The organism is Cellvibrio sp. KY-YJ-3 (assembly GCF_008806955.1).
Classification (GTDB): domain Bacteria; phylum Pseudomonadota; class Gammaproteobacteria; order Pseudomonadales; family Cellvibrionaceae; genus Cellvibrio.
On record NZ_CP031727.1, the window covers coordinates 3,655,436 to 3,669,612 of the forward strand.

Genomic DNA, 14,177 nt, shown 5'->3' on the forward strand with positions numbered 1-14,177 from the left:
GTCTTTGTTATGCAGCGCGCGCTTCGCGCGCTGCAATTCCAGTATGCATCCATTTCCCCTGCTTCCAGCGCCAACCTTTTATTAGAGCACGCAATAACTCATCAAGTATGGCTGCTATTAATAATCCATAAAGCCCAAACCCCAAGGGTATAGCCAATGCATAAGCAAGCGGGACAGAGAACAACCAAATTACTGCAATACTGGAAACCGACGTAAAGGTTGCATCACCCGCACAGCGCAAGGCACCTCCCACAACAATATTTACCGTACGCCATGGCTCGGCCAAAAAACTCAATGCAAATGCCCATACACCGATCGCAATAACCTCTGGGTCATTGCTAAACATTTTCAAAATAGATTGATTGAATACCAACCACATAAGCGCCAAGGTTGTTGTGCCTATAAGTGCTATTTTCAAACTCTGTTTTAGTTGCTTATCAACCAAATCGAATTCTTTGCGCCCTACTCGCTGAGCAATAATGGCTTCGGTCGCCATGCCTAGTGCAATGGAAATCATTAAACAAAAGAGAAATGTATTGTAGGCATAGACTTTTACTTTTAACGCGAGATCGCCCACCTCCGCTGCAATCCAGTTGAGTGCAATCATATAAGCCTGAAATGACATAGGTTCAAGTACAGAGGGGGCGGCAATCATAAGTACAGGAGCCATTAGTACTGAAAAGTTTTTCCAGCCCTCATGTAGCGGGATATGAATACGCAACTTGAAATGCACAATCACAACGACAAATAATAAACTCGCCCCTGCTGCAACAATACTGGCAATAGCAACACCCACAACACCGCTAGGCGGAATCCCCATAAACCCATACACCGCAATCGCATTGCCGATTATATTCACTCCAAATAAAATAATATTGCTGTAGGTGTTCCATTGCGGCTCACCATATATATTCAAAATTGTTTGATAGATAACACGGCAACCCCACAGCGCCACCATCCACCCGATAATCGACAAGTAGGTGCGCGCGTGCTGCTCGACCTCACCGCTTAATGACATAGCAGAGGCAACCCATGGGCCGCCATGGTTCACCGCTAATGCGGCGATTAAGGCAAGTACCACAACAAAAATTGCATAGGCAGCGATAGTGGCATTACCGCGAAGGTAATCATTCGCTCCGATACGCTGGCTTGCGATGCTAGCACCAGCAAACGCGCTCACAATTAAAAAAGCATTAGCCACAAACACCAGAGGCGTGATTGCACCAACAGCCGCCGCTGCACTATCTGAAATACGACTTAGAAAATACATATCGATCAGCGGAATCGTGTAAGTCACTGCCTGATCGAGAAACATAGGGCGACTCATGCCCCAAATGCCTTTATCTAATACTCGGCTTTGCGGCATGGGTTTATGTGCAGGTTTCATAGTGATTAACTACAAGAGATGTACGTAAATAGCTAAACCCGGCGCACCGGGTTTAGAGTTGAAGTAACTATTGTATGACGCGCGTTGTTGCAGAGTATTACTAGAAAACAATCATTACGCCGCTTCGCGCAAAACAACTGCCGGTGGTGTTGTAACTGTGTGGCGGCAACAGATATAGCCCAATGCTGAAACAAATACCGCGCCACTCAGCGGCGATATCAACCAGTAAATATAGTGGGGCTGCATCGGAGTTTCCAGAACGAAAGTCTGCAGGCTAATTAATAATATTTCGGTACCAATAATAGCAATCAGCCCTGCCAGAAAACCGAGTATGGCGAACTCCGCACAAATACTGCCCACAATCATACTCCGGGGGCTACCCAAGGCTCGCAACAATCCTGCCTGCTGTTTACGCGCAGCAATACTCCCCATCACTGCCGCGAGCAATACCAAACAGCCGCCGATCAGCGTTAACCAGAGCACCAGTAAAACACCATCACTTACCTGATTAATGATACTGCGGATTTGGCCAATAATGCGATCCAACTCCATTACCAAAATAGTAGGATGATCCAACAACAACTTGTTAATGACCGATTTCTGATCAGCCGGCAAATAAATACTGGTGATAAACGTTGGTGAATAGGCATCTAATGACCCTGGCTCAAAGATGAAAAAGAAATTGGGCCTCATGCTGCGCCAATCCAAACTACGAAAACTGGCAACTTCTGCGTCGAGCAATAATCCACCAAATGAAAACTGTAATTTATCGCCGATGTTTAGCCCTATTTCTTTAGCGGTATCTACCTCTACTGACACACCCGGCAAATTAGCTGCACTGCGCTGCCATTTATCCCACCACAAACCAGTGATAATTTTATTATCCTCTGCCAAAGTGTCTGACCAAGTGACATTTAATTCACGCCGCAATGCGTTTGCAACCGAGCGCTGCTCCTCTGTTGTTTCTACGCCGTTGATATGAGTCAAGCGCGCACGCATCATTGGGTAAAGTGGTTCGGGGCGAACCTGATTTTCAGCCAGAATCGCTTGCACATCTTGCAATTCAGAAGGGGGAATATTGACGAGAAAATGATTGGGCGCTTCATCTGGTACTTGCACCTTCCACTCCTCAATCAAGGAGGTGCGTACAATCGTTAGTGTAAACAACAGCATAATCGCAATAGAAAACACCAAAATCTGTACCAGGCTTTGGCCACGCTGACGCTGTAAATTGGCAAATGCCAAACGCCAGAAACCACCCAAGCGCAATACCATTTTTTTACTCAGCAACAACAACCCATAAGCCGCGGCAATGGTAACAAGAATCACGGCCAGCAATGCGCCGCTAATACTTAATGCCAACTCGATATCACGACTAAATAAAATTACCAACACCAATACAGCCAACAGTGCAAGCAATGCTTGCAACCAAACCTGCGGCATGTTGACCGCCAATTCACGGCGAAGAATTTTGAGCGGCGGGATAGTTGGTAAATGCCAGAGCGCAGGCAATGCAAAAAAAATCAAACACAATATTCCGCTAAAAAAACTCAACCCATAGGGATAAAAACTTGCCGCACCCAAGCGTATTTGATAAACCTGCTGTAGGCTGACAGCCACAGAGCGTTGCAAAAACTCGCCAATAAATAAACCAATCAGCGACGCGATAATGCCAAGAAAAATAAGCTGCGATACATAAAGTGAACGAATACGACCGGCACTCGCACCGAGACTTTTCATAAGCGCCACTTGATCAGTATGGCGCGCCGAAAACTGACGCGCGGTTATTGCAATCGCAACTCCCGCCAGCAATACCGCAATAACCGCCGATAGTAATAAAAATTGGCGGCTAGTATCTAATGTACGCCCCACCCGTTCTTGAGCGGAGTTAATATCCACCAGTCGTTGATGTTTACTTAGCTGCGGCTTTAAATCATCAATAAAACTTTTTAAGCGATTGTTATCATCCGAGGCAACCAACCATTGATAGTCAACCCGGCTTCCCGGCTGCACAACTTGAGTTTTTTCCAAATCGGCAATGTTCATTATCAGCCGCGCACCAGTCATGCTAAATGGATTGGCACTGTCAGGCTCACGAATCAAAACACGGGTAATACGCAATTCGTATTCGCCTACCGCAACCTTATCGCCCAATTCAATTTTTAATAGTGGTAACAATCGTGAGTCAACCCAGGCTTCACCGGGTTGTGGAATTGCAGTAGCAATTTCAATATCAGTAGCATTCATCGCAAACGGAATTTTGCTAACTTCAAATTGACCGCGCAGTGGGTAACCTTGGTCTACCGCTTTTACCGAAGCAAGATGCATTTCATCGCCAGCAAATACCATAGACGAAAACAATGCCGAACGAGTGTGTTTAATCTCCGCCTGCTCCGCAACTGTATTCCAAGCGTTGTCGTGTGGTTTAGAACCACGCACAATGTAATCTGCACCCAGCACACTATTGCTTTCACTGATCAGGGTGGTTTCCAGCCTGTCAGTAAAAATAGCGATGCCGCTCAAGACCGCAACGGCGAGCATTAATGAAAACCCTAAGAGTTTTAATTCGCCGCTACGCCAGTTGCGTCGTAATAAATTAATTGCCAATTTCATCGTTATTACTCCCGCCCGGAAACCAAAGCACCGGCCGCCAACTCAATACGGCTTTGACACAACTGCGCCAAACGCTCCTCATGGGTGATAAAAACCAGCGTCGTTCCCTGCGCCTTATTCAAGTCAAATAAAAGTTCAATAATGCGTGCGCCAGTTGCGCTGTCCAAATTTCCGGTTGGCTCATCGGCAAATAACACTTTAGGCTCACTCGCAAAAGCACGGGCAATTGCCACCCGCTGCTGCTCACCACCCGACAACTGTTGCGGGTAATGTTGCAAGCGCTGCTCCAGACCAACACGCTGCAAGAACTCGCGTGCTTTACTGCTCGCCGCTTTATCGCCGCGCAGCTCCAGCGGCAGCATTACATTTTCATGAGCACTTAATCCGGGCAATAACTGAAATGATTGAAATATAAATCCCACGTTGCCGGCACGAACTTTTGCACGCCCTTCCTCGTCTAACAGAGAGAGGTTGTGCCCATTAAGAATTACTTCACCTGTACTCGGCACATCCAAACCGGCAAGGATGCCCAATAAAGTTGACTTGCCAGAACCTGAGGCACCGGTTATCGCCAGCGATTCACCAGCATTTACAGTAATTGAGATGGGATGAAGAATCCTTAAGGTTCCTTCTTGCGTATTAACTTCTTTGGTAACTGAATTTGCTTGAACCATAGCAACAGCAGACATAATTAAGTAACCTTTATCCGATGAGTAGTCTGGATGGTTGTTTAACCCAGATGAGAGAACGTTCAGAAACACCAATAAGTCCATTCTATGGGCATAGGATTTTGATAACCATGAACAAACTGAAGATTTACCTGTTTTTACTCCTGACAATTGTCATCAGTGATGCATATGCGCAACACCCGACTAAAGTTTTGGTCATGGGTGACAGCTTAAGTGCGGGTTATGGCATAGACATTGAGAAAAGCTGGGTCAGCTTGCTAGAGAAAGAACTAACGAAAAAAAATGATGTACAGATCATTAATGCCAGTGTGAGTGGCGAAACAAGTTCTGGCGGTAACAGTCGCTTAGCCGCGCTGCTAAATGAACATCAACCTGACATAGTTATTTTAGAGCTGGGAGGCAATGATGCGCTACGTGGTCAACCACTAAAACTGCTCGAAAAGAATTTACAATCCATGATTGATTCCAGTAAAAAAAATAATGCAGAAGTATTACTGACTGGCATGCAAATTCCCCCTAACTACGGAGCGCGCTACAGTAATCATTTTAAAGAGCTTTACCCGAAACTGGCGGAGAAAAATAACATCGCACTGGTGCCATTTTTGCTTGAAGGTATTGGCGGTAGACCAGAGCTGATGCAGCGAGATGGCATTCATCCCACCGCTGAAGCACAACCCATTATCGTAAATAATGTAAAACCAGCACTGGAAAAAATGTTGCAGTAGCTGCTATTCAGCTAGCATAGCTTTCAATTCTTTTTATGGTGCAATAGGCTCAAGATAATCGACCAGCAACTGCAAATTGGATTTACCGCGAAACTCATTGATATCCAATTTAAACGCCGCCCGTACTTTTTGTAGATGGGTATTGGGCCAAAGCGCTGGATCAATATTAAAGGCGATAGCATCAATCAGTTGTTGCCCCTGTGCGTCAACCGCAAGCGTCATTTTTAAGTGATTGGCGCCCACCAATTTTTGTTGCAGCAGATAAAACTCACCATCAAAGGTTGGCTCAGGGAAATGCTGCCCCCATGGGCCAGCGTCGCGCAACTGACCAGCCAATTGCAGTGAAAAGTCTGGTGCGGTCAATTCACCGTCACTCATAACAATTGCTTGTAAATCGTCATCATCCAAGTGGCGACGAACTTCCGCATCAAACGCTTGGGCAAAATCATCAAAGTGTTCACGCAACAAACTCATACCTGCCGCCATTGCGTGACCACCAAATTTTTGCAACAAATGAGGATGGCGAGCAGCGACTGCATCCAATGCATCACGAATATGAAAACCGGGCACCGAGCGCGCAGAACCTTTAATTTGACCGTCACCAACATCGGCAAAAACAATTGTGGGGCGATGGTATTTATCTTTGATACGCGACGCCAAAATACCAATAACACCTTGATGCCAAGTCTCATCAAATAAACACAAACCCCAAGGTAAACTCGCCGCATCCGCCTGCAAGATTTTTTGCAGCATAGTCATCGCTTCTTGCTGCATACCTGTTTCAATTGCTTTGCGATCGCGGTTCAATTCATCCAATTGCGCCGCCATTTCACGCGCGAGATTTTCGCTCTCACACATCAAACACTGAATACCGAGCGACATATCATCCAAGCGCCCCGCCGCATTTAAGCGCGGCCCTAACGCGAAACCAAAATCACTCGCAACCAATTTATGCGCTTGTTTACCCGCGACTTCCAACATAGCTTTTATCCCGGGGCGACAAACTCCGGCGCGAATACGCTGCAAGCCCTGAGCGACCAGAATGCGGTTGTTGTAATCCAATGGCACTACATCCGCGACAGTACCCAGTGCGACCAAATCCAAAAAACTCGCCATATTAGGTTCTGTAAAGCCACTTTCTTCAAACCAACCCATTTGCCGTAACTCGCCTCGCAAGGCATTCATTACATAAAAAATAACGCCAACACCGGCAAGATTTTTACTGGGAAACTCACAACCGGGCTGATTGGGATTCACAATCGCATCGGCATCAGGCAACTCAGCCCCAGGCAAATGGTGATCAGTAACGATTACGGCAATCCCCAATTCACGCGCGGCATTTACACCATCGATACTGGAAATGCCGTTATCCACCGTGATAATAATATCCGGCTGCTGCGCAGCCGCAACGGCAACAATTTCTGGCGTCAAGCCGTAACCATATTCAAAACGATTGGGCACCAGAAAATCCACATCCGGCAAGCCCATGGCTTTTAATGCCAACACCGCCAGCGCACTGCTGGTAGCGCCGTCCGCATCAAAGTCACCCACAATGATTATTTTGGCTTGTGCCACAACGGCATCGGCCAAAATACTTACCGCCTCAGGTAAACCTTTGAAATTAGGCTTATGTAAATTCAACAAGGGATATTGCAGCTCGCGCTCACTCAGTACTCCGCGCGCCGCATAAATACGTTGCAACAAAGGATGTACTGCTGCAGTAAATTCAATAGTGGGCGACAGCTCTCGACGACGGATAGCTTTTTGCATAAGTACTTTTTTAACTCAGATAATTAATTAAAGTTTGATTCGCAACAATAAAAAAACGCCGCAGAGACTGCTCCCTGCGGCGTTTGTTAGCACGATAAATAAAAATTATTTGCGCACATTGGCAGCAACAAACTCTTGCACTTTGGCAAGATCTTGCGGCAATACCGTGTAGCGCTCTTCGCGCTCAAATAAATCTTGCATATGGTGAGGCAATACCGGATCTGCGCCCTGCCCTGCTTTACGTACCGCTTCCGGGAATTTTGCCGGATGTGCTGTAGCCAAAATAACCATCGGAATATCCTGACGACGACGGGTTTTACGCGCCGCATCAACACCAATCGCAGTGTGTGGATCGAGCAAATATTCGGTGCGGTCAAACACCGAGCGAATCACATCGATAGTGACTTCATCGGTCACACCATGGCTGGTGAACAATTCGCGCGCGCGCGCCAATGCTGATTCTTTCAGGGTCATGCTGCCGGATTTAAAATCTTCCATCAGCTGACGAATTGCATTGCCATCGCGGTCATACAAATCAAACAACATACGCTCGAAGTTGCTCGACACCATAATGTCCATACTCGGCGACAAGGTGTGTTGCAATTGGTTTTTGCTGTGATCATTACTGCTAATGCAACGATGCAAAATATCATTGCTGTTAGTCGCAATCACTAACTGATCAATTGGCAGCCCCATTTGTTTCGCGAGATAACCAGCAAAAATATCGCCAAAGTTACCCGTGGGAACTGAAAATGCGATGGGACGATGCGGTGCACCCAATGCCAAGCCTGCATAAAAGTAATACACGATTTGCGCCATGATACGCGCCCAGTTAATCGAGTTTACGGCAACCAGTTGGCGGCCTTCAGACAGGAATGATTGATCGCCGAAACTGGCTTTCACCATATTCTGGCAATCATCAAAATTACCTTCGAGCGCGATGTTAAATACATTCGGCGCAAGCACGGTGGTCATTTGGCGACGCTGGACGTTCGATACTCTATTGTTCGGGTGCATAATGAAAATATCGATGTTGTCGCAACGGCGGCAGCCTTCGATTGCGGCCGAACCGGTATCACCGGAGGTTGCGCCCATCACCACTACTTTTTGGTTGCGCTTTTTCAACAAATGATCGAGCAAGTGACCTAAAAACTGTAACGCAAAATCTTTAAACGCAAGTGTTGGCCCCTGGAACAATTCCAGAATCCACTCGTTGTGACCGGTTTGTACCAGCGGTGCAATCGCATCGTGGCGGAACGTTGCGTAAGAATCCGCGATAATTTTTTTGAAATCTTCATCGCTAACAGCACCAGCAATAAATGGTTTCATCACGTTAAACGCGAGTTCTTGATAAGACAAACCTGCCCAGGAAGCAATTTCTTCTTTGGTAAATTTTGGCAGGGTTTCGGGCACATACAAACCGCCATCAGGTGCGAGGCCGGTGAGTACCACTTCTTCAAAACTGAGTGCGGGCGCTAGGCCGCGGGTGCTTATGTATTTCAAGATTAGGCCCCTTAATTATTTCAATGCTTCAACACGGATGCGCTGTACCGCACCACTAATTGAGTCCAGCGCTTCAATGCCGCGAATCGCTGCTGTGAGCTTTTTGTCTTGCACTTTATTAGTGAGCAAGATGAGCGGCACAGTAGACTCGCCCTCTGTTGCCTCACGCTGAATCATCGCTTCAATACTGATACCGGAATCACTCAAAATGGTCGCAATCTTTGACAGTACGCCAGGCTTATCCTGCGCCGACATGCGCAGATAATTAGCAGTCTCCACCTCTTCAATAGGCAGAATTGGCTGTGCAGACACAAATTCTGCACCGAAGCCTAAATAGGGAACACGGTGTTCCGGGGATGCAGTCAAGGTGCGCGCCACATCGACAATATCACCGACAATTGATGAACCGGTTGGCTCTGCGCCAGCACCGGCCCCGTAATACAAGGTAGCCCCCACTGCATCCCCCTTGACCAATACCGCATTCATCACACCATCAACATTGGCAATCAAACGCTTTTCGGGAATCAGCGTGGGATGAACACGCAACTCAATACCTTTATCAGTACGACGAGCAATACCAAGGTTTTTAATGCGATATCCCAACTCTTCTGCGTAAGTTACGTCTTCGGTGGCAATCTTGGTGATGCCCTCGGTGAATACCTTGTTAATTTCCAAAGGAATACCAAACGCGAGCGACGCCAGAATCACCAACTTATGTGCCGCATCGATCCCCTCAACATCAAAGGTAGGATCAGCTTCGGCATAACCCAATGCCTGGGCTTCAGCAAGCACATCTTCAAAGGAGCGACCTTTGTCACGCATCTCTGTAAGAATGAAGTTTCCGGTGCCATTGATGATGCCGGCCAACCATTCGATATTGTTAGCTGCCAAGCCTTCGCGGATTGCTTTGATGATGGGAATACCACCAGCAACAGCCGCCTCAAATGCAACCGTTACACCTTTGGCTTTTGCGGCCGCAAAAATTTCATTGCCATGATGGGCGATGAGCGCCTTGTTGGCAGTGATGATGTGCTTACCGTTTTCAATCGCTTTAAGAATCAAATCCTTAGCAACCGTAGTACCCCCCATGACCTCAACCAGAACATCAACATCCGGGTTGTTGGCCACATCAAATACATCACGTGTCACATTGTATTTTGAGGTATCACAGTTTGGATTATCGCGGCGCGCACCAATTTGTACGATGGTAATGTCGCAACCGGCACGGGCATCAATCAGCGCTTTATTGCGCGTGAGAATATTTACTGTACCACTGCCCACGGTGCCCAGACCGCAGATGCCAATTCTTACCGGTTTCAAGGTGAATTCCTCGTCAAATGCTAGTGAAAATTACGCCAATACTAAAAAAGACGGCCACCATACTCATGGTGGCCGTCAGTGTCAATTGCGCGGTGAAGGCCGGGTAAAAGAAGTCCCGACCGACCTTCAAAATCTCCGCAAGCGCTTATATACCCAAGGTTTTTGCCAACTCCTCTGGCGGCAAATAGCCAGGCATTAACTTACCATCTGGTAAAAATAATGCCGGTGTTCCGTTAACACCTAATTGGCCACCCAACTGGAATTGTTTTGCAACTGGATTATCACAAGTTGCGTTAGCTACCGTCTGACCTGCCTTCAGTTTTGTCATAGCATCCAGCTTGTCTTTCGCACACCAGGTTGAAACCAACTTATCTGCCGATGGACTGGGAATTCCTGCACGAGGATAAGCCAAGTAACGTATCTCTATACCCAGATCGTTGTACCCTGGTTTTTCCTGACCACCCTCATTATAAGTATGCATTTGACTGTGCAATTTACGGCAATAACCACAATCAATATCCGTAAAAACATAAACAACTGCTTTGGCCTTACCTTTTGGTTTGAAGTTAATACTGTCTTTTGAACTTAAACTTGCCAGCGCTTTTTTACGCTCCTCAATGACATAAGGATCTTCAATTTTCGAAAAACCTGTCGCATCAATCCCAAAAATCTCACCTGCTATAAACTTGTCACCTTCAGGTGTCACAAACAACAACGGACCACCGGGAACTTGTACTTGATAAAGCCCTTTAATAACAGCAGGACGTGGCTCGCCAAAATTAATGTCGGGACGCGCTTGGCGCAGTTTTTCCAGAATGGTTTCCTCTGTGGTTTTGCGCTTTAAGAGGTCACCTTGAGCAGACGCTAAAGGTATTGCAACAAATGCACCCAGCGAAAAACCAGCCAAGGCGATAAAACCGAGTTTTTTTAATATTTTTATCATCTATATATCTCTTAAAAAAGTGAAAATAATATGAGGTTAAACCACACCTATTATCAGTCAACCGCGCGGATGGTGCTCAGCATGCTGCTGCTTCATACGAACCTTTGCGATATGGGTATAAATTTGGGTCGTTGATAGATCACTATGACCGAGCAGCAACTGTACCACACGCAAATCCGCCCCGTGATTCAATAAATGTGTCGCAAAAGCATGGCGCAGGGTATGAGGGGACAAATCTTTTTGAATTCCAGCCATCATCGCCCAATGCTTGATGCGATACCAAAAGGTCTGACGCGTCATAGGCTGCGCGCGCGTACTAGGGAATACTATCTCATCAGGCACATTATTCAGTAACACAGGTCGCGCTTCTCGTAAATAGCGAGCCAACCATGCAGAAGCTTCCTCCCCCATCGGGATTAATCGCTCCTTGCTACCCTTACCCAATACCCTAATCACATTTTGGCGAAGGTTAATCTGTGACATGGTCAAATCTACCAGTTCACTAACACGCAAACCACACGCATAAAGCACTTCAAGCATAGTGCGGTCGCGCAGACCAACAGGGTCACCAAGGTCAGGCGCAGCCAGCAATGCTTCGACATCAGCTTCACTCAAAGATTTCGGCAAAGAACGCGATAATTTAGGATTATCAATAAGCGTTAATGGATTTTCTGCCACTTTATTTTCGCGCAACAAATAGCGATAAAACCCACGCACACAAGATAGAAAACGAGCCGCTGTACGACTGGATAAATTCGCCTGTAAGCGCTCACCCAAATACTGCTGCACTAACATGGTATTTACACCGACCAGATCAGCCCCCACGTTTGATAACCAAGAAGCAAATTGCTCAAGATCGCGTCGGTACGATTCCTGAGTATTGCCACTCAATCCTTTTTCCATCCAAATAGCATCTAGATACTCCGCTATCAATTGAGTATCTGCCCCAGATATTTCTGCTTTAACTCCATCACTCATATTCCGACACCACACACCGAAGCACTTTCTTAAAGGACTGTAACGGTTTAAATGATCTCCAGCAACGAATAACATGCCCATAAAAATGCAAAAAGCCGGAGCAGTTTCCTGTCCGGCTTTTTACGTACGATGTATTTAACCCACAGGCTAAGTGCACCGAAATAAATCTTATACCAGCTTCTCTTTGATACGAGCAGCCTTACCAGTAAGGTCACGCAGGTAGTAAAGTTTGGCTTGACGCACATCACCACGACGCTTCAGGGTTACGCTGTCGATCATCGGGCTGTGAGTTTGGAAGGTACGCTCAACACCTACACCGTGAGAAATTTTACGCACAGTGAATGCAGAGTTAAGACCACGGTTACGAATGGCAATTACAACACCTTCGTAAGCCTGTACACGTTCGCGATCACCTTCTTTTACTTTCACGTTTACAACAACAGTGTCGCCTGGTGAAAACTCGGTGAGATTTGCTTTCAGTTGTTCGTTTTCCAACGCCTGAATAATTGGGTTACTCATTGATATTCTCCTAAGAGTCTATAGCTTCACAGCTAGAGTTTGTCGTATCAAGGTCACGACGATATTCCGTCAACAGCTTTTGCTGCTCCTCGGTTAAATTTATTGCACGCAATAAATCGGGCCTTCTCAGCCACGTTCGCCCTAACGCTTGTTTCAAGCGCCAGCGCCGAATCAGTTCGTGATTACCGGATACCAACACCTCCGGCACACGCATTCCTTCAAAATCTTCCGGACGGGTGTAATGGGGGCAATCCAATAAACCATCCGTAAATGAATCTTGCTCTGCTGAAAGTGCGTGCCCAAGAGCACCTGGAATCAGCCGTGTTACTGCATCGATCAGCACCATTGCTGGCAGCTCACCACCACTTAACACGTAATCACCGATGGACCATTCTTCATCGATAACTGTTTGTATCAATCGCTCATCGATACCTTCGTAACGCCCCGCCACCAACACCATATTGCTGTAGCTTGCCAACTCAGCTACACCAGATTGATCCAGCGTGCGCCCCTGGGGTGAGAGATAGATGACTTTTGCATCATCACCTGCCCAAGTTTTGGCGGCAGCTATAGCATCGCGCAGTGGCTGCACCATCATCACCATACCGGGACCGCCGCCAAAGGGGCGATCGTCTACCGTTGAATGACGATCATGCGCAAAATCACGCGGAGTTAGTGTTTTTAACTCCACTAAACCTTGCTTGATTGCGCGGCTGGTTATCCCAAAACCGGCAATCGCGTTAAACATGTCAGGAAAAATGGAAACAACCGCAATTTTAAGCAATTGACGATTACTCCTCTCGCCTTACAGCGTTTACGCCAAAATTTTGAGTTTTAAGATAATTTAAAACTCAGGATCCCAATCCACCAGCATTTCGCCAGCATCGAGATCAACAGCCAAAACAAACTGTTCGGGCACGTAAGGTATCAAACGCTCGCGCTGATCAATACTCTGTGCATCTGCCGCAACAACTAATACATCGTTTGCGCCAGTTTCCATTAATTTGGAAATTACCCCGAGACGCTGACGCTCACCACTAAACCGGGTAAACACTACCAAACCCTCAAGCTGGCTCCAGTAATACTCACCATCATCTAACTCAGGTAAGAGGTCACGCTCTACTGCAATATCGACTGCAGTGTACTGTGCTGCTAAATCACGATCATCAATACCGACAATATGAGCGACATACGCGTCACCATGAGGTCGGGCCTCATCGATCTCAATTTTTTTAACACCGTGCTTGGTTTTTAAAAACCAGGGCTGGTACTCAAATAAATTATCTTGCGGCTCAGTGTAAGAGTGGATTTTCACCCACCCCTTTACACCATAAACAGCGGTAATTCGCCCAACATTAACTAAATTAGATTCCGCAGACATCAGGCGCCTTCAACTATTTATTTGGCGAGGCAATTAAGCCGCTTTTTTGCTTTCTTTAACCAGCTGTTCAGCGCGTTCAGAGAATTGTGCGCCTTGACCAACCCAGTATTGCAAACGATCCGCATCAATACGCAGACGCTCTTCTTGACCACGGGCAACCGGGTTGAAGAAACCAATGCGCTCAATGAAACGACCATTACGGGCGCTGCGGCTGTTGGTTACGGTCAGATGATAAAAAGGGCGCTTTTTAGAGCCACCACGAGACAGACGAATAGTTACCATTGAGGTCTTCTTCCTGTGTTTACTGGTAAGGGAAAGGCAAGCTTTCCGGTTAAAAATCGTTAGTCGC

The 14,177-nt window shown here is 46.7% G+C and carries 13 protein-coding genes; 1 reads left to right on the forward strand and 12 read right to left on the reverse strand.

What is annotated here, in order from left to right; genetic code table 11:
* Positions 1 to 7: 7 nt before the first annotated feature.
* The 3 genes from D0B88_RS15530 to D0B88_RS15540 form a co-directional block, all read right to left on the reverse strand.
* Positions 8 to 1,387, reverse strand: a complete 1,380-nt coding sequence (locus D0B88_RS15530) for an MATE family efflux transporter (RefSeq protein WP_151058301.1) — start codon at positions 1,385 to 1,387, stop codon at positions 8 to 10.
* A gap of 114 nt (positions 1,388 to 1,501) precedes the next feature.
* Positions 1,502 to 4,000, reverse strand: coding sequence for an ABC transporter permease (locus tag D0B88_RS15535; RefSeq protein WP_151058303.1), 2,499 nt, complete (start codon positions 3,998 to 4,000; stop codon positions 1,502 to 1,504).
* A 5-nt stretch (positions 4,001 to 4,005) separates the two neighbouring features.
* Positions 4,006 to 4,689: an ABC transporter ATP-binding protein gene (locus tag D0B88_RS15540; protein ID WP_151058305.1), complete on the reverse strand. Its 684-nt coding sequence runs from the start codon at positions 4,687 to 4,689 to the stop codon at positions 4,006 to 4,008.
* Positions 4,690 to 4,739: 50 nt separating this feature from the next.
* On the opposite strand from D0B88_RS15540, the gene D0B88_RS15545 reads away from it, so the two are divergent.
* Entirely contained in the window at positions 4,740 to 5,414 is a 675-nt protein-coding gene (locus tag D0B88_RS15545; protein ID WP_225318402.1) for an arylesterase, read from the forward strand.
* A 33-nt stretch (positions 5,415 to 5,447) separates the two neighbouring features.
* On the opposite strand, the gene recJ is transcribed toward D0B88_RS15545, so the two are convergent.
* From recJ to rpsP, 9 genes are all read right to left on the reverse strand, one after another.
* Positions 5,448 to 7,184: a single-stranded-DNA-specific exonuclease RecJ gene (recJ, locus tag D0B88_RS15550; protein ID WP_151058307.1), complete on the reverse strand. Its 1,737-nt coding sequence runs from the start codon at positions 7,182 to 7,184 to the stop codon at positions 5,448 to 5,450.
* Positions 7,185 to 7,289: 105 nt separating this feature from the next.
* The gene (gene thrC, locus D0B88_RS15555; RefSeq protein ID WP_151058309.1) at positions 7,290 to 8,687 is read right to left on the reverse strand and encodes a threonine synthase; all 1,398 of its coding nucleotides are present in this window, start codon (positions 8,685 to 8,687) and stop codon (positions 7,290 to 7,292) included.
* 15 nt (positions 8,688 to 8,702) lie between these two features.
* Positions 8,703 to 10,007, reverse strand: coding sequence for a homoserine dehydrogenase (locus tag D0B88_RS15560; protein WP_151058311.1), 1,305 nt, complete (start codon positions 10,005 to 10,007; stop codon positions 8,703 to 8,705).
* A gap of 145 nt (positions 10,008 to 10,152) precedes the next feature.
* Positions 10,153 to 10,950 (reverse strand): DsbC family protein, encoded by a 798-nt coding sequence (locus D0B88_RS15565; RefSeq protein WP_151058313.1) that lies wholly within the window; start codon positions 10,948 to 10,950, stop codon positions 10,153 to 10,155.
* Between the two features lie 57 nt (positions 10,951 to 11,007).
* Positions 11,008 to 11,904 (reverse strand): site-specific tyrosine recombinase XerD, encoded by an 897-nt coding sequence (gene xerD, locus D0B88_RS15570; RefSeq protein WP_370452502.1) that lies wholly within the window; start codon positions 11,902 to 11,904, stop codon positions 11,008 to 11,010.
* A gap of 192 nt (positions 11,905 to 12,096) precedes the next feature.
* Positions 12,097 to 12,447, reverse strand: coding sequence for a 50S ribosomal protein L19 (gene rplS, locus D0B88_RS15575; protein WP_007642187.1), 351 nt, complete (start codon positions 12,445 to 12,447; stop codon positions 12,097 to 12,099).
* A gap of 10 nt (positions 12,448 to 12,457) precedes the next feature.
* Positions 12,458 to 13,231: a tRNA (guanosine(37)-N1)-methyltransferase TrmD gene (trmD, locus tag D0B88_RS15580; protein ID WP_225318403.1), complete on the reverse strand. Its 774-nt coding sequence runs from the start codon at positions 13,229 to 13,231 to the stop codon at positions 12,458 to 12,460.
* A 60-nt stretch (positions 13,232 to 13,291) separates the two neighbouring features.
* Entirely contained in the window at positions 13,292 to 13,828 is a 537-nt protein-coding gene (rimM, locus tag D0B88_RS15585) for a ribosome maturation factor RimM (RefSeq protein ID WP_151058316.1), read from the reverse strand.
* Between the two features lie 33 nt (positions 13,829 to 13,861).
* Positions 13,862 to 14,110 (reverse strand): 30S ribosomal protein S16, encoded by a 249-nt coding sequence (gene rpsP, locus D0B88_RS15590; RefSeq protein WP_007642190.1) that lies wholly within the window; start codon positions 14,108 to 14,110, stop codon positions 13,862 to 13,864.
* Positions 14,111 to 14,177: the final 67 nt, after the last annotated feature.

What these genes read in the sequence shown, in the direction of transcription:
- D0B88_RS15530 (WP_151058301.1), bottom strand. Translation starts at nt 1,387, where the DNA reads ATGAAACCTGCACATAAACCCATGCCGCAAAGCCGAGTATTAGATAAA.
- D0B88_RS15535 (WP_151058303.1), bottom strand. Translation starts at nt 4,000, where the DNA reads ATGAAATTGGCAATTAATTTATTACGACGCAACTGGCGTAGCGGCGAA.
- D0B88_RS15540 (WP_151058305.1), bottom strand. Translation starts at nt 4,689, where the DNA reads ATGTCTGCTGTTGCTATGGTTCAAGCAAATTCAGTTACCAAAGAAGTT.
- D0B88_RS15545 (WP_225318402.1), top strand. Translation starts at nt 4,740, where the DNA reads ATGAGAGAACGTTCAGAAACACCAATAAGTCCATTCTATGGGCATAGG.
- recJ (WP_151058307.1), bottom strand. Translation starts at nt 7,184, where the DNA reads ATGCAAAAAGCTATCCGTCGTCGAGAGCTGTCGCCCACTATTGAATTT.
- D0B88_RS15565 (WP_151058313.1), bottom strand. Translation starts at nt 10,950, where the DNA reads ATGATAAAAATATTAAAAAAACTCGGTTTTATCGCCTTGGCTGGTTTT.
- rplS (WP_007642187.1), bottom strand. Translation starts at nt 12,447, where the DNA reads ATGAGTAACCCAATTATTCAGGCGTTGGAAAACGAACAACTGAAAGCA.
- rimM (WP_151058316.1), bottom strand. Translation starts at nt 13,828, where the DNA reads ATGTCTGCGGAATCTAATTTAGTTAATGTTGGGCGAATTACCGCTGTT.
- rpsP (WP_007642190.1), bottom strand. Translation starts at nt 14,110, where the DNA reads ATGGTAACTATTCGTCTGTCTCGTGGTGGCTCTAAAAAGCGCCCTTTT.